Below are 15,807 nucleotides of genomic sequence, written 5' to 3' on the forward strand. Positions count from 1 at the left end.
AATGTCTAAATAAGCAACAATGACGGAATATAAAACAACCAGGGCCGGAAATAAAGCCCTGGTTGTCTGATTAAGAGAAAAGATTAGATATGAGTAACGATTTCTTTAATCAGCGGTGGTCCTTTAAAAATAAAGCCGGAATAGATTTGCACCAGTGACGCACCTGCTGCCATCTTCTCGCGTGCAGCAATCACAGAGTCGATACCACCGACGCCGATAATCGGTAAACGACCTTTTAATTCCGCTGACAATGCACGAATAATTTCGGTGCTTTTTAATTGTACCGGACGTCCACTTAACCCACCCGCTTCGTCACAGTTTTTCATTCCCTGAACCAGGGAGCGATCGAGTGTGGTATTGGTCGCAATCACACCATCAATATTATGGCGAACTAAACTGTCGGCAACCTGGATCAATTCTTCGACGGAAAGATCCGGAGCGATCTTAACCGCGACGGGAACATATTTATGGTGGATCGACTGCAGCTCATTTTGTTTATTTTTAATGGCACTCAGAAGATCGTCCAACGCTTCACCATATTGCAAAGAACGCAGCCCCGGGGTATTGGGTGAGGAAATATTCACCGCAATATAACCAGCATAGGCGTAGACTTTTTCCATACAAATCAGATAGTCATCTTTACCTTGCTCTACCGGCGTGTCTTTATTTTTGCCAATATTGATACCTAATACGCCATCAAAATGGGCTTTTTTTACATTCTCAACGAGGTGATCGACACCGAGGTTATTAAAGCCCATGCGGTTGATCAAGCCTTCAGCTTCGACCAGACGGAACAGACGCGGCTTGTCATTTCCCGGTTGTGGGCGCGGCGTGACGGTACCGATTTCGATAGAGCCAAAGCCCATCGCGCCCAGGGCATCAATGCACTCGCCATTTTTGTCCAGACCTGCCGCAAGACCCAGCGGGTTTTTAAAGGTCAATCCCATGCATTGCACAGGTTTTTCCGGCACATTTTGACGCACCAGAGCGACCAGCGGCGTTCCTGTAATACGACGTAATTGCTGGAATGTAATTTCATGAGCACGCTCAGGGTCGAGCTGGAAAAGGGCTTTACGAACGAAGGGGTAGTACATGAACTCTCCTGGATTCCCGGTGTGCAAACCGGGAGGGGATTATGGGCGATCCGACGCCGAAAGGGAATTGACCTGCGGCAAAAAATCAGCGTAAAACGCAATCGTTTCCCTCCCGGCTCATTTCTTATTCACTTTTTCGCATTTAAATTGCAGATAAATCATTTAGTGGAATAACCGCTCAGTGTCACACTCCTGAAAATTGTTATGAATGTTAGATAAAAGCAAACAATTGGTTATAAGGAGAACGTATGCGCGTCATTACTCTGGCCGGAAGTCCACGATTCCCTTCACGCTCCAGCGCCCTGCTGGAATATGCCCGTGAAAAACTTAATGCCCTGGATGTGGAAGTGTGCCACTGGAACCTGCATAACTTCGAACCTGAAGATTTGCTCTATGCCCGTTTTGACAGCCCGGCGCTTCACACCCTGACGGAGCAGCTTAAAGGCGCTGATGGGTTAATCGTGGCGACCCCCATTTATAAAGCCTCTTTTTCCGGGGCACTGAAAACCCTGCTTGACCTGCTCCCTGAACGTGCGCTGGATGGCAAAGTGGTGCTGCCTCTGGCAACTGGCGGTACGGTGGCGCATTTACTGGCAGTGGATTATGCCCTGAAGCCGGTGCTGAACGCCCTGAAAGCACAGGAGATCCTCCACGGTGTGTTCGCGGACGACTCCCAGGTCATCGACTATCAACATAAACCGCACTTTACACCGAATCTGCAGACCCGCCTCGATAACGCCCTGGATACCTTCTGGCATGCCCTGCATCGCAGGGATATCCAGGCACCTGCTTTTGGTCATCCGCAAGGAGTTGCACATGTTTAAAACCTTAACCCATATTGGACTAGCCGGACTGATGGCGCTAACGTCACTGGCCCATGCCGGGCAAACGTCACCTGAAAGCTTACGCATTGGCTACCAGAAAGGCAGCGTCAGCATGGTGCTGGCAAAAAGCCACCAGCTTCTGGAAAAACGCTTCCCGGACACAAAATTCTCCTGGGTTGAGTTCCCGGCTGGTCCTCAGATGCTGGAAGCGCTGAACGTGGGCAGTATTGATCTGGGCAGTACAGGCGATATCCCGCCGATATTCGCCCAGGCCGCGGGAGCAGACCTGCTCTATGTAGGTGTTGAACCGCCCAAACCGAAGGCCGAAGTGATTCTGGTACCTGAAAATAGCGACATTAAAAACGTCGCCGACCTTAAAGGGCATAAAGTTGCTTTCCAGAAAGGCTCCAGCTCACACAACCTGCTGCTGCGTGCTCTGCAAGAGGCCGGACTCAAGTTTACCGACATTCAGCCCGTTTACCTGACGCCTGCCGACGCGCGCGCCGCGTTCCAGCAGAAGAACGTTGATGCCTGGGCCATCTGGGATCCGTACTATTCCGCCGCATTACTGCAGGGCGGTGTACGGGTGCTAAAAGATGGCACCACGCTTAAACAGACCGGCTCGTTCTATCTGGCTGCTCGCCCTTATGCGGAAAAGAACGGCGCCTTTGTGCAAGAGGTTCTTGATACCTTTACTCAGGCGGATGCACTGACTCAAAGCCAGCGTCAGGAGAGCATTACCCTGCTGGCGAAAACCATGGGCTTACCTGAGCCGGTGATCGCGAGCTATCTCAACCACCGTCCACCGACCACCATCACGCCCGTAGACGCGCACGTCGCCGCACTTCAGCAACAAACGGCTGACCTCTTCTATCAAAACCACCTGGTGCCAAAACAGGTCACTATTCGCGAACGTATCTGGCAGCCCGCCGGTAAAGAAGGAACAAAATCATGAGTCTGAATCTTTTCTGGTTTTTACCCACCCATGGTGATGGCCACTATCTTGGTACGGAAGAGGGTTCACGCCCGGTTGACCATGGCTACCTGCAGCAGATTGCACAGGCAGCGGACAGAATTGGTTTCACTGGCGTACTGATCCCGACCGGACGCTCGTGTGAAGATGCCTGGCTGGTCGCCGCGTCGATGATCCCGGTCACCCAGCGTCTGAAGTTTCTGGTGGCCTTGCGTCCGAGCGTTGTCTCCCCCACCGTGGCGGCGCGTCAGGCGGCAACCCTGGACAGACTGTCTAACGGACGCGCCCTGTTTAACCTGGTGACGGGCAGCGATCCGCAGGAGCTGGCGGGCGACGGCGTGTTCCTCGATCACACTGAGCGCTATGAAGCCTCCGCCGAATTCACCCGCGTCTGGCGACGTCTGCTGGAAGGTGAAACCGTGACGTTCGAAGGTAAACATATTCACGTTCGCGACGCGAAACTCTACTTCCCTCCGGTCCAACAGCCACGCCCTCCTCTCTATTTTGGCGGGTCATCGGACGTGGCGCAGGACCTGGCGGCAGAGCAGGTTGATCTCTATCTGACCTGGGGCGAGCCGCCAGAGTTGGTGAAAGAAAAAATAGCCCAGGTACGCGCTAAAGCGGCCGCCCATGGCCGTAAGGTACGCTTCGGTATCCGCCTGCATGTGATTGTGCGTGAGACCAACGAAGAAGCCTGGCAGGCGGCCGATCGTCTCATCTCCCATCTTGATGATGCCACCATCGCGAAAGCACAGGCTGCGTTTGCCAAAACCGATTCCGTCGGGCAGCACCGGATGGCATCCCTGCACAACGGCAAGCGCGAGAACCTGGAGATCAGCCCAAACCTGTGGGCGGGTGTCGGTCTGGTTCGCGGCGGTGCGGGCACGGCGCTGGTTGGCGACGGTGCGACCGTGGCAGCCCGTATTAATGAATACGCTGACCTGGGCATCGACAGCTTTATTCTCTCCGGTTATCCGCATCTCGAAGAGGCGTACAAAGTGGGCGAGCTGTTGTTCCCGCATCTGGATGTCGCCATCCCGGAAATTCCTCAGCCGCAACCGCTCCAGCTTCAGGGCGAAGCCGTGGCGAATGAATTTATTCCACGAAAAGCCGCACAAAGCTAAGGAGTGACCATGTCTGCCATCTCACAAAAATGGCTCCTGCGCGCCGCGCCGTGGTTTTTGCCCGTCGGTATCGTGGCCGTCTGGCAGCTCGCGTCGTCCACCGGCTGGCTGTCGAGCCGCATTCTGCCCGCACCTATGGGCGTCGTAGAAGCGTTCTGGTCGCTGAGCGTCAGCGGAGAGCTGTGGCAACATCTGGCGATCAGTTCCTGGCGCGCCGTGATTGGGTTTTCCATCGGCGGCAGCATCGGCCTGATTCTGGGTTTGATCAGCGGTCTTTCACGCTGGGGCGAGCGGCTGCTGGATACGTCCATTCAGATGCTGCGCAACGTTCCGCATCTGGCGCTGATCCCGCTGGTGATTTTGTGGTTTGGTATTGATGAGAGCGCCAAAATATTCCTCGTGGCGCTGGGTACGCTGTTCCCGATTTACATCAATACCTGGCATGGGATCCGTAACATCGATCGTGGTCTGGTCGAGATGGCGCGCAGCTATGGTTTATCAGGCTTCGCGCTTTTTACCCACGTCATTCTCCCTGGCGCCCTGCCCTCCATTATGGTCGGGGTGCGTTTTGCGCTCGGCCTGATGTGGCTAACGTTGATAGTGGCGGAGACCATCTCGGCCAACTCTGGCATCGGTTATCTGGCGATGAACGCTCGCGAATTCCTGCAAACGGACGTGGTGGTAGTCGCGATCATCCTTTATGCCCTGCTCGGCAAACTCGCCGATGTCAGCGCCCAGTGGCTGGAACGCAGCTGGCTGCGCTGGAACCCGGCCTACACCCTTCAGGAGGCGAAAGCATGAATACAGCACGACTGAACCAGGGGACGCCGTTACTGCTGAACGGCGTGACCAAACGCTACGGCGAAAACACCATTCTGAATGCGCTGGATCTGCACATTCCTGCCGGACAATTCGTAGCCGTTGTCGGGCGCAGCGGCGGCGGTAAGAGCACGCTGTTGCGCCTGTTAGCCGGACTGGAGGCCCCAAACGGCGGTGAAATTCTTGCCGGTACAACGCCGCTGGCAAAGATTCAGAACGACACCCGCATGATGTTTCAGGATGCGCGCCTGCTGCCCTGGAAAACAGTCATTGATAACGTCGGGCTGGGGCTTAAAGGCAACTGGCGAGAGGAGGCCCGCCAGGCGCTTGCCGCCGTAGGGCTGGAAAATCGCGCGGATGAATGGCCTGCGGCGCTGTCAGGTGGGCAGAAGCAGCGCGTTGCACTGGCGCGGGCGTTAATCCATCGTCCGGGTCTGTTGTTGCTTGATGAGCCGCTCGGCGCACTCGACGCCCTGACACGAATCGAAATGCAGGATTTGATTGGATCCCTGTGGCAGAAGCATGGCTTTACGGTGCTACTGGTGACGCATGACGTGTCTGAAGCGGTAGCGATGGCCGATCGCGTGCTGTTAATAGAAGAAGGAAAAATGGGTCTGGATCTGACGGTGGATATTGCGCGCCCTCGCCGCGTAGGTTCGGCAAGACTGGCGGAGCTGGAGGCAGAAGTGCTGGATCGGGTGATGAAGCGCGGGGGCACGGAGTTACAGCGAGCTAAGGCTAATGCCTGATGCCCTCACCCCGACCCTCTCCCGCAGGGAGAGGGAGGGTTATCTTTTATTACGCTAACGCTTTAGCAATCTTCTCGTACAGATCGCCAGACAGGTTTTCCAGTCCTTTCAGCTGCTCAAGCGCGGCACGCATTTTCGCCTGGCGCTTAGCATCGTAGCGCTTCAGACGGATAAGCGGCTCGATCAGACGTGATGCCACCTGCGGGTTACGGCTGTTCAGCTCGGTCAGCATTTCTACCATGAACTCATAACCGCTGCCGTCTTCGGCGTGGAATGCGGCCGGGTTGCTGCTGGCAAACGCGCCAATCAGGGAACGTACGCGGTTCGGGTTGCTCATGGTAAACGAACGGTGCTTCAGCAGGCTGCGTACTTTGCTGAGCGCGTCTTGCGCCGGGCTGGTCGCCTGCAGGATGAACCATTTGTCCATCACCAGGCCATCCTGATGCCACTTGTCGTCATACTCCTGCATCAGCGCATCACGGCACGGCAGTTCGGCGGCGACGCTTGCAGCCAGGGCAGCCAGCGCGTCAGTCATGTTATCCGCTTCATGGTACTGCTTGCTTACCAGCGTGTTCGCCAACTCAGCCTCACCAAACGCCAGATAGCGCAGGCAGGTATTACGCAGAGAACGCTTACCGATGTCCGCGTGCTCTACGCGATAAGTATCAAGTTTATTGGCGTTATAAATCGCCAGGAACTCATCGGCCAGTTCTGCAGCCAGCGTACGGGTCAACGCTTCACGCACCGCGACGATGGCAATTGGGTCGATGATGTCAAACAACTCGGCGATTTCAGTCGCTGACGGCAGGGTCAGAATTTCAGCGGCCAGCGCCGGGTCAATCTTCTCATCCAGCAGGACCGCGCGGAACGCGTCAGCCACATGGGCAGGCAGCGACAGCGGCTGGCCCTGCTGATGACGGTTTACGTTGAGCTTAATGTAGGTCGCCAGCAGACTTTGCGCGGCATCCCAACGGGAGAAGTCGTTGCGCGCGTGACGCATCAGGAACGTCAACTGCTGATCGCTCCATTTATACTCCAGTTTCACTGGTGCAGAGAACTCACACAGCAGCGCAGGGACCGGCTGGAAGTAAACGTTGTCGAAGATAAAGGTCTGCTCTGCCTGGGTCACATTCAGCACGTGGTGTACCGGGTGGCCACCCTTCTGGAGAGGAATGACTTTGCCTTCGTTATCATACAGTTCAATGCTGAACGGAATGTGAAGCGGATGTTTCTCTTCCTGCTCCGCTGTTGGCGGCGTGCGCTGGCTGATGGTCAGGGTGTACTGCTCGGTTTCCGGGTTGTAATCGTCTTTGACGGTGACAATCGGCGTACCGGCCTGGCTGTACCAGAGGCGGAAGTGAGAGAGATCCACATTGGAAGCATCTTCCATCGCCTGCACAAAATCGTCGCAAGTGGCCGCGCTGCCGTCATGACGCTCGAAGTAGAGCTGCATGCCTTTCTGGAAGTTCTCTTCACCCAGCAGAGTGTGGATCATGCGGATAATTTCAGAACCTTTTTCATACACCGTCAGGGTGTAGAAGTTGTTCATCTCAATGACTTTATCCGGGCGGATCGGGTGCGCCATTGGGCTGGCATCTTCCGCAAACTGCAGGCCGCGCATAGTACGCACGTTGTTGATGCGGTTAACCGCACGAGAACCCAGATCGGAGCTGAACTCCTGGTCACGGAAGACGGTCAGTCCCTCTTTCAGACTCAACTGGAACCAGTCGCGGCAGGTGACGCGGTTACCCGTCCAGTTGTGGAAATATTCGTGACCGATAACGCGTTCAATATCGAGATAATCTTTATCGGTAGCGGTATCGGTGCGCGCCAGCACGTATTTGGAGTTAAAGATGTTAAGACCCTTATTCTCCATCGCGCCCATGTTGAAGAAATCGACAGCCACGATCATATAGATGTCGAGATCATATTCGAGACCAAAGCGCTCTTCGTCCCACTTCATGGAGTTGATAAGCGACGTCATCGCCCACGGTGCACGGTCCAGGTTGCCACGGTCAACAAACAGCTCTAGTGCCACTTCGCGGCCGGAGCGTGTTTTAAAGGTATCGCGCAACACGTCGAAATCACCCGCCACCAGCGCAAACAGATAGCATGGTTTCGGGAACGGATCCTGCCATTGCACCCAGTGACGGCCGTTCTCCAGTTCGCCTTCGCCCACACGGTTACCGTTGGAGAGCAGGAATGGGTAGAGCGTTTTATCGGCAATAATTTTCGTTGTGAAGCGTGCCAGCACATCCGGGCGATCGAGATACCAGGTGATGTGACGGAAACCTTCCGCTTCACACTGAGTGCACAGCGCCACACCAGACTGGTAAAGTCCTTCCAGCGCCGTGTTGGCGGCAGGGCTGATTTCATTCACGATGCGCAGCGTAAAGTGTTCCGGCAGGTTGTCGATCACCAGCTGGTTGTTTTCTTCTTTATAGTCAGACCAGGCTTCATCATTAATATGCAGGGAGACCAGCGTCAGGTCTTCACCATCAAGACGCAGTGGCACAGCAGTCGCACTGTGGCGCGTCACCTGGCTTACCGCCGTCACAACGGTTTTAGTGGCATCCAGGTCAAAAGTCAGATCGATATCGCTAATCAGGTATTCCGGCGCACGGTAGTCGTGGCGGTATTTGGCTTGTGGCTGTTGTGTCATAGAAAACCTTATGCATCGTTTGTCGAGTAACGTTTCAATATATTCCTGTTGTGTAAAACGCGCTACGCAGAATGTTCATCTTTTCAGGTACAAAACCCTTTTTTGCTACATTTATATAACACGGGGCACAAAATGCCCTCGACCATAAAACGCGCTTATGTTGTGATCGGGGTTCAATAAATCACTAAACAAGGTATACTCCGGAGTTGTTTATTGTACTAAACGCTCCTGTGAGAGGATGCTACTGCGCACCTATGACTCAATTCGTTTCTCCTGTTCTGCATACGTTGCTGGATACTGACGCGTATAAACTGCATATGCAGCAAGCCGTTTTCCACCATTACTATGACGTTCATGTCGCGGCCGAATTCCGCTGCCGTGGCGACGACTTGCTCGGTATCTACGCAGACGCTATTCGTGAACAGGTCGATGCTATGCAGCATCTGACGTTGCAGGACGATGAATATCAGTGGCTTTCTGGCCTGCCTTTCTTCAAAGCTGACTACCTGAACTGGCTGCGCGACTTCCGCTATAAGCCAGAGCAGGTCACTGTACTTAACGATAATGGTAAGCTGGATATTCGTCTCGAAGGCCCGTGGCGTGAAGTGATCATGTGGGAAGTGCCGCTTCTGGCGGTGATCAGTGAACTGGCCCACCGCTACCGCTCGCCGGAAACCGGTGTTGAACAGGCGGTCGCAGCGCTGGAAACCAAGCTCGCGGGCTTCACCACGCTGACTGAAGGGCTGGATATGTCCCGCTTCCGCCTGATGGACTTTGGCACCCGTCGCCGTTTCTCTCGCGACGTTCAGGAGGCCATCGTTAAGCGTCTGCAGCAGGAACCGTGGTTTGTGGGCACCAGCAACTACGATCTGGCCCGTCGCCTTAATCTCACGCCTATGGGCACCCAGGCACATGAATGGTTCCAGGCGCATCAGCAGATAAGCCCAGACCTGGCGAACAGCCAGCGCGCGGCACTGGCTGCATGGCTAGAGGAGTACCCAAATCAACTGGGGATCGCCCTCACCGACTGTATTACGATGGATGCCTTCCTGCGCGATTTTGGTCCCGAGTTCGCTGAGCGTTACCAGGGGTTACGCCATGATTCCGGTGATCCGGTTGAATGGGGTGAGAAAGCCATTGCCCACTATGAAAAGCTGGGTATTGATCCAATGAGCAAGGTTCTGGTCTTCTCCGATAATCTTGACCTGCCGAAAGCGGTTGAGCTCTATCGCCAGTTCAACACCCGGGTTAACCTGAGCTTCGGGATTGGTACCCGTTTGACCTGTGACATCCCTCAGGTGAAACCACTGAACATCGTCATAAAATTGGTGGAATGTAACGGCAAGCCGGTGGCGAAGCTCTCCGATAGCCCGGGTAAAACTATCTGCCATGACAAAGCGTTTGTCCGCGCATTGCGCAAAGCGTTCGATCTCCCGCAGATTAAAAAAGCCAGCTAAACGCTTACGGGAGCCTTCATGGCTCCCGACTTCTTATTTATTTCTCAATTCTTCCCTTTTGACTGCGAAATTTACTTGTCTGATGGCAGATGGCAGGTAACATAGATATCCCCCCATAAGGGTGGACAAGTGTCTATTTTTTCCGACTATTAACAGAGAGAATATTATGAGCGTTGTGCCTGTAGCCGACGTACTCCAGGGCCGTGTCGCCGTTGACCAGGAAGTCACCGTGCGCGGATGGGTGCGTACCCGCCGAGATTCTAAAGCTGGCATCTCCTTCCTTGCCGTCTATGACGGTTCCTGCTTTGATCCTGTACAGGCCGTCATTAATAATTCTCTGCCCAATTACAATGATGACGTTCTGCATCTGACGACGGGTTGTTCCGTTATCGTTACCGGCGTGGTTGTGGCATCACCGGGCCAGGGCCAGAGTTTCGAAATTCAGGCTTCTGCCATTGAAGTCACCGGCTGGGTTGAAGATCCGGACACCTATCCGATGGCGGCTAAACGTCACAGCATCGAATATCTGCGCGAAGTCGCTCACTTGCGCCCGCGTACCAACCTGATTGGTGCAGTGGCGCGTGTGCGTCATACGCTGGCCCAGGCGCTGCATCGCTTCTTCGACGAACAAGGTTATTTCTGGGTGTCTACCCCGCTGATTACTGCTTCTGATACAGAAGGTGCAGGTGAAATGTTCCGTGTCTCGACGCTGGACATGGAAAACCTGCCGCGTACGCCAGAAGGTAAAGTGGACTATGACAAAGACTTCTTCGGCAAAGAGGCTTTCCTGACCGTATCCGGTCAGCTCAACGGCGAAACGTACGCCTGCGCGCTGTCTAAAATCTACACCTTTGGCCCTACCTTCCGTGCCGAAAACTCCAACACCAGCCGTCACCTGGCAGAATTCTGGATGCTGGAGCCTGAGGTGGCATTCGCCAACCTGGACGATGTTGCCGGCCTGGCTGAAGCGATGCTGAAGTATGTCTTCAAAGCGGTGCTGGAAGAGCGTCCTGACGACATGAAATTCTTCGCCGAGCGCGTAGACAGCGACGCAGTAGCCCGTCTGGAGCGCTTCGTCTCTGCCGATTTTGCGCAGGTGGACTACACCGACGCGGTAGCGATCCTTGAGAAATGCGGTGAGACGTTCGAGAACCCGGTTTACTGGGGCGTTGACCTGGCGTCTGAGCATGAACGCTATCTGGCCGAGAAACACTTCAAAGCGCCGGTTGTCGTGAAAAACTACCCGAAAGACATTAAGGCCTTCTATATGCGCCTTAACGAAGACGGTAAAACCGTTGCAGCGATGGACGTACTGGCGCCGGGCATTGGTGAAATCATCGGCGGTTCTCAGCGTGAAGAGCGTCTCGACGTACTTGACGCGCGCATGGAAGAGATGGGTCTCAACCCGGCTGACTACAGCTGGTACCGCGATCTGCGTCGTTACGGTACCGTACCGCACGCTGGTTTTGGTCTGGGCTTCGAGCGTCTGATTGCCTACGTTACCGGTGTTCAGAACGTACGTGACGTGATTCCTTTCCCACGTACTCCACGTAACGCCAGCTTCTAATCGATAAAAGACTAAAATGGCCAGCGAATGCTGGCCATTATTTTATTCTGCAATGTCAGTTTACGTCAGCGTAAAGTCAGCATTTTTAAACCATCACCCCGTCACAACCGCTACCTGTTACGTATTGTTTCCGTGAAATATCCAGCCACAAAAAAACAAACTCCATTCTTATTGCGATTATTACATCCTCAAGCAATAGCACAAATTTCAACCATTTTTTTAGCCATCCAGATGTCTTTTTTGCATCATAAGAAAAAACAAGTCGTTTAGCCTCTGTTTATATGAATTGCCTTTATCCAAATTAATCATAAGGAATTCATATATATAGGATAAACACTGCCGCTTAATTCGCCAGGGAGTTCTGAAGTTTGAGGTGGTTCACAAAGTTCCGAAAAATACACATTTAGTTACACATATTTTCTTTCTGTTACTTAATCTTGAGAATTGTAGCACTTTCAGGCTAGCGAAACGCTTCGGTGAATGGAAAGATGCCTGTCAGATACATAAAGACACCAAACTCTCATCAATAGTTCCGGAAATATTTATTGACAGAATTTATTGACGGCAGTGGCGAGTGTCATAAAAAAACCAATGAGGGTAATAAATAATGATGAAGCGCAATATTCTGGCAGTGGTTATCCCTGCTCTGCTGGTAGCTGGTGCAGCTAACGCTGCAGAAATCTACAACAAAAACGCTAACAAGCTGGACTTCTACGGTAAAGCTGTAGGTGAACACATCTGGACCACCAACGGTGACACCAGCAACGAAGATACCACCTACGCCCGTATCGGCTTCAAAGGTGAAACCCAGATCAACGACCAGATCACTGGTTACGGTCAGTGGGAATACAACATGGACGCGTCCAACGCAGAAGGTTCTCAGGGTACTAAAACCCGTCTGGCATTTGCTGGTCTGAACTTCGGTGACGCGGGCTCTCTGGACTACGGCCGTAACTATGGCGCTATCTATGACGCGGCAGCATATACCGATATGCTGGTTGAGTGGGGCGGCGACTCTTGGGTTGCGACTGATAACTTCATGAACGGTCGTGCTTCTGGCCTGCTGACCTACCGTAACAAGAACTTCTTCGGTCTGGTTGATGGTCTGAGCTTCGCCCTTCAGTATCAGGGTAAAAACGAGCGCAGCAATGCTGTCGCTGCAACTTACACCGCCGATGGTCAGTTGATCAACGTGGGTCGTGGTGGTAACGGCGCTAAAGGTAACGGTGATGGCTTCAGCTCCTCTGTTCAGTACGAACTGGGCGAAGGCTTCGCACTGGCAGCCGGTTATGAAACTGCTGACCGCACCAACGAGCAGGTTGCTGCTGGCAACTCCGCTGACTGGGCAAGCGCCGGCGGCGATCGTGCTGAAGCATGGTCTACTGCAGCGAAATACGATGCGAACAACATCTACGCAGCAGTTCAGTATGCTGAAACCACTAACATGACGCGTGAAGCTGATAACAACTTCGCGAACAAAACCCAGAACATCGAAGCCGTTGTTCAGTACCAGTTCGACTTCGGTCTGCGTCCATCCCTGGGCTACGTCCAGTCTAAAGGTAAGGACCTGAAAGGTCGTACAGCTAACGGTTCAACCTTCGCTGGCGGCGATGCTGACCTGGTGAAATACATCGAACTCGGTACCTGGTACTACTTCAACAAGAACATGAACGTATACGCTGCGTACAAATTTAACCTGCTGGACGACAACGCGTACTCTAAATCCACTAAGCTGGCAACTGACGACCAGGCTGCGGTTGGTATCGTTTACCAGTTCTAATCAGTACACCACTTTGTTATATGCTTAATGAACAGGGCTTCGGCCCTGTTTTTTTATGCGTGACAGAAAATAATGGCGACTTTTGAAAAGCCGCACGCTTTTCGTCGCAAACGGTTGGCATTTTGTAAATCTACCGTTAACCTGATAGCGGATTTCACTTCTGTAATCACAATGGAACTTCGTCATGTTTGAGAACATTACCGCCGCACCTGCCGACCCTATTCTGGGCCTGGCCGATCTGTTTCGTGCCGACGACCGCCCTGGCAAAATCAACCTGGGTATTGGTGTATATAAAGATGAAACCGGCAAAACTCCGGTACTGACCAGCGTAAAAAAAGCTGAGCAGTATCTGCTGGAAAACGAAACCACCAAAAACTACCTCGGTATTGATGGTATCCCTGAATTTGGTCGCTGCACCCAGGAGCTGCTGTTCGGTAAAGGTAGCGCAATTGTGAGTGACAAACGTGCCCGTACAGCACAGACCCCTGGCGGTACCGGTGCGCTGCGCGTGGCGGCGGATTTCCTTGCGAAAAACACCTCTGTTAAGCGTGTCTGGGTAAGCAACCCAAGCTGGCCGAACCACAAGAGCGTCTTTAACTCTGCGGGTCTGGAAGTGCGTGAATACGCTTACTACGACGCAGCAAACCACTCTCTCGACTTTGACGGTCTGCTGGCGAGCCTGAGCGAAGCACAGGCAGGTGACGTGGTGCTGTTCCACGGTTGCTGCCATAACCCAACCGGTATCGATCCGACGCTTGAGCAGTGGGAACACCTGGCGAAGCTGTCCGTTGAAAAAGGCTGGCTACCGCTGTTTGACTTTGCCTACCAGGGCTTCGCCCGTGGTCTGGAAGAAGATGCAGAAGGCCTGCGCGCGTTCGCAGCCGTGCATCAGGAGCTGATTGTCGCAAGCTCTTATTCCAAGAACTTCGGTCTGTACAATGAGCGTGTGGGTGCTTGTACGCTGGTCGCGGCAAACGACGAGACCGTCGATCGTGCGTTCAGCCAGATGAAATCGGTTATTCGCGCGAACTACTCTAACCCACCAGCACACGGTGCGTCTGTTGTTGCCACTATCCTGAGCAACGATGCGCTGCGCGCCATCTGGGAACAAGAACTGAATGACATGCGTCAGCGTATTCAGCGCATGCGCCTGCTGTTTGTGAACACCCTGGCTGAGAAAGGCGCGGACCGCGACTTCAGCTTTATCATCAAACAGAACGGCATGTTCTCGTTCAGCGGCCTGACCAAAGAGCAGGTTCTGCGTCTGCGTGAAGAGTTTGGCGTGTACGCCGTGGCGTCTGGCCGCGTGAACGTTGCAGGCATGACGCCTGACAACATGGCGCCACTGTGCGAAGCGATTGTCGCTGTACTGTAATTTGCGCCCATAAAAAAGCCTGCGTTATGCAGGCTTTTTTTATTCGGGTTACCAGACAGGCATTTCATCCTGAAGGAACGGGTTATGGAGCCGTTCATAGCCCAGCGTCGACATCGGACCGTGTCCAGGGATAAACGTCACGTCATCACCCAGCGGCAATAACTTCTGTTTAATCGACTGAATCAGTTGCCCGTGGTCACCACGCGGAAAATCGCTGCGTCCTACGCCACCTTTGAAAATCACATCGCCGGAAATCAGCAGACGAGACTGGTCATCAAAGAAGACGATATGGCCTGGCGTATGCCCAGGACAATGCAACACCTGTAAAGTCACATTCCCTACGTTAACGCGCTCTCCCTCGTTCAGCCAGCGATCGGGCGTCAGAGGTTGACACTCATCAAGGCCAAACATGCGACTTTGGGCTGGCAAACCCTGCAGCCAGAACTCATCTTCTTTTTCCGGACCGATCACCGGCACACCATAGTGCTGTGCCAGTTCCGCCGCTGCGCCGACATGGTCAAGGTGACCATGCGTCAGTAATATCTGCATCAGCGTCACACCGCTATCTGCAACTTCCTGTTTGATCTTCTCAGCGTCGCCGCCGGGATCGACAAGCGCGGCCAGTTTGGTTTGTTCACACCAGATTAATGAACAATTCTGGGAGAACGCCGTAACCGGAATAATACGATAGTTCATACTGCTCCTGTGTTTCGTTATTACCAGTGCCGAACTGGACCGGTATCAATATGCACAAAGTTGCTGCTGGGGTAATATCCTACACCACCTGCACGCATAGATAACGCAGCTTTGCGAATATTGGCTAACGAAACGCCTTCAATGTGGAAATCCATTGCCTGTCCCCTGGTGTGGTAGCTTTTTTTGGCTACCCCACGGCTATGGGCGCGCAGTTCATTATTAGTATCAATTGAGCGATAACCAGAAATAAGCTGCACCGGCTTGCTGGTACCCAGCAGGCCCTGAAGGCGGAAAAGCTGATCAAACAGTCCTGGATCGATGGCTTTTATTTTATTCGCGCGGTAATCACGGAAAAAGTGGTTAAGTCTTGCTAATTCATCCTGAATATAGCCTCTGCCATCGAAGAATTCCGCTTTTAGCGACTCACCGGTATGGAGATTGTTGAGCGTTAAAACTCGCGGACGAGGTGTCGAGAGGGTGGCAAATGCTGGCGTCGGCAAGATGGCCGCTGCGCCGAGCGCAACACCACCTAACGCCAGCAGTTTGCGGCGATTAGCGTCAAATTTGTCCATGATAATCAGGTCTACAGGTCAATGTTTATCGTAATATGCTTAGCGCACGAAGGGCACCTTAACTGGCAAAACCGGGTACGTCAAGGCGCCCAACCCCAGTGAATACGCGGCTTAC

Annotated in this window: 13 protein-coding genes; 9 read left to right on the top strand and 4 right to left on the bottom strand. The window is 53.4% G+C overall.

Annotated features, from left to right (window positions below; translation table 11 throughout):
- Window positions 1-83 precede the first annotated feature (83 nt).
- Complete coding sequence (gene pyrD, locus AC0XWG_RS22420) at window positions 84-1,094, bottom strand: quinone-dependent dihydroorotate dehydrogenase (RefSeq protein ID WP_108090334.1); 1,011 nt, start codon at window positions 1,092-1,094, stop codon at window positions 84-86.
- Between the two features lie 248 nt (window positions 1,095-1,342).
- Here pyrD and ssuE point away from each other — a divergent pair, with 248 nt between their 5' ends.
- Genes ssuE through ssuB form a run of 5 tightly spaced genes read left to right on the top strand, consistent with a single transcriptional unit; the run spans window position 1,343 to window position 5,583 of the window.
- Window positions 1,343-1,918, top strand: a complete 576-nt coding sequence (gene ssuE / locus AC0XWG_RS22425) for an NADPH-dependent FMN reductase (protein WP_475681093.1) — start codon at window positions 1,343-1,345, stop codon at window positions 1,916-1,918.
- Window positions 1,911-2,873 carry a sulfonate ABC transporter substrate-binding protein gene (locus tag AC0XWG_RS22430; RefSeq protein WP_108090336.1) on the top strand — a complete coding sequence of 321 codons (963 nt, stop codon included), beginning with the start codon at window positions 1,911-1,913 and terminating at the stop codon, window positions 2,871-2,873. The genes ssuE and AC0XWG_RS22430 overlap by 8 nt, the downstream gene beginning before the upstream one ends.
- On the top strand, window positions 2,870-4,015 hold the full coding sequence (ssuD, locus tag AC0XWG_RS22435) for an FMNH2-dependent alkanesulfonate monooxygenase (RefSeq protein WP_407226081.1): 1,146 nt from the start codon (window positions 2,870-2,872) through the stop codon (window positions 4,013-4,015). Before AC0XWG_RS22430 ends, ssuD begins: the two co-directional genes overlap by 4 nt.
- 9 nt (window positions 4,016-4,024) lie before the next feature.
- Window positions 4,025-4,816, top strand: coding sequence for an aliphatic sulfonate ABC transporter permease SsuC (gene ssuC / locus AC0XWG_RS22440; protein WP_475681094.1), 792 nt, complete (start codon window positions 4,025-4,027; stop codon window positions 4,814-4,816).
- On the top strand, window positions 4,813-5,583 hold the full coding sequence (gene ssuB / locus AC0XWG_RS22445) for an aliphatic sulfonates ABC transporter ATP-binding protein (RefSeq protein ID WP_028019228.1): 771 nt from the start codon (window positions 4,813-4,815) through the stop codon (window positions 5,581-5,583). Before ssuC ends, ssuB begins: the two co-directional genes overlap by 4 nt.
- Before the next feature lie 49 nt (window positions 5,584-5,632).
- On the opposite strand, the gene pepN is transcribed toward ssuB, so the two are convergent.
- Window positions 5,633-8,245: an aminopeptidase N gene (gene pepN, locus AC0XWG_RS22450; RefSeq protein ID WP_128348093.1), complete on the bottom strand. Its 2,613-nt coding sequence runs from the start codon at window positions 8,243-8,245 to the stop codon at window positions 5,633-5,635.
- 254 nt (window positions 8,246-8,499) lie between these two features.
- Between pepN and pncB the strand changes: the two genes are divergently transcribed.
- From pncB to aspC, 4 genes are all read left to right on the top strand, one after another.
- Window positions 8,500-9,702 carry a nicotinate phosphoribosyltransferase gene (gene pncB, locus AC0XWG_RS22455; protein ID WP_049005483.1) on the top strand — a complete coding sequence of 401 codons (1,203 nt, stop codon included), beginning with the start codon at window positions 8,500-8,502 and terminating at the stop codon, window positions 9,700-9,702.
- Between the two features lie 166 nt (window positions 9,703-9,868).
- A complete protein-coding gene (asnS, locus tag AC0XWG_RS22460; protein WP_028019231.1) occupies window positions 9,869-11,269 on the top strand; it encodes an asparagine--tRNA ligase in 1,401 nt (466 codons plus the stop codon).
- 607 nt (window positions 11,270-11,876) lie between these two features.
- Entirely contained in the window at window positions 11,877-13,049 is a 1,173-nt protein-coding gene (locus AC0XWG_RS22465) for a porin (protein WP_128348091.1), read from the top strand.
- A 184-nt stretch (window positions 13,050-13,233) separates the two neighbouring features.
- The gene (aspC, locus tag AC0XWG_RS22470) at window positions 13,234-14,424 is read left to right on the top strand and encodes an aspartate transaminase (protein WP_008499949.1); all 1,191 of its coding nucleotides are present in this window, start codon (window positions 13,234-13,236) and stop codon (window positions 14,422-14,424) included.
- Window positions 14,425-14,472: 48 nt separating this feature from the next.
- Here aspC and AC0XWG_RS22475 read toward each other — a convergent pair whose 3' ends face one another.
- Together AC0XWG_RS22475 and mepK are read right to left on the bottom strand one after the other, a co-directional pair.
- A complete protein-coding gene (locus AC0XWG_RS22475) occupies window positions 14,473-15,120 on the bottom strand; it encodes an MBL fold metallo-hydrolase (RefSeq protein WP_025755996.1) in 648 nt (215 codons plus the stop codon).
- Window positions 15,121-15,140: 20 nt separating this feature from the next.
- On the bottom strand, window positions 15,141-15,692 hold the full coding sequence (gene mepK / locus AC0XWG_RS22480) for a peptidoglycan L,D-endopeptidase MepK (protein WP_028019233.1): 552 nt from the start codon (window positions 15,690-15,692) through the stop codon (window positions 15,141-15,143).
- Between the last annotated feature and the right edge of the window lie 115 nt (window positions 15,693-15,807).

This window comes from Enterobacter sp. DVT3837 (assembly GCF_056238685.1).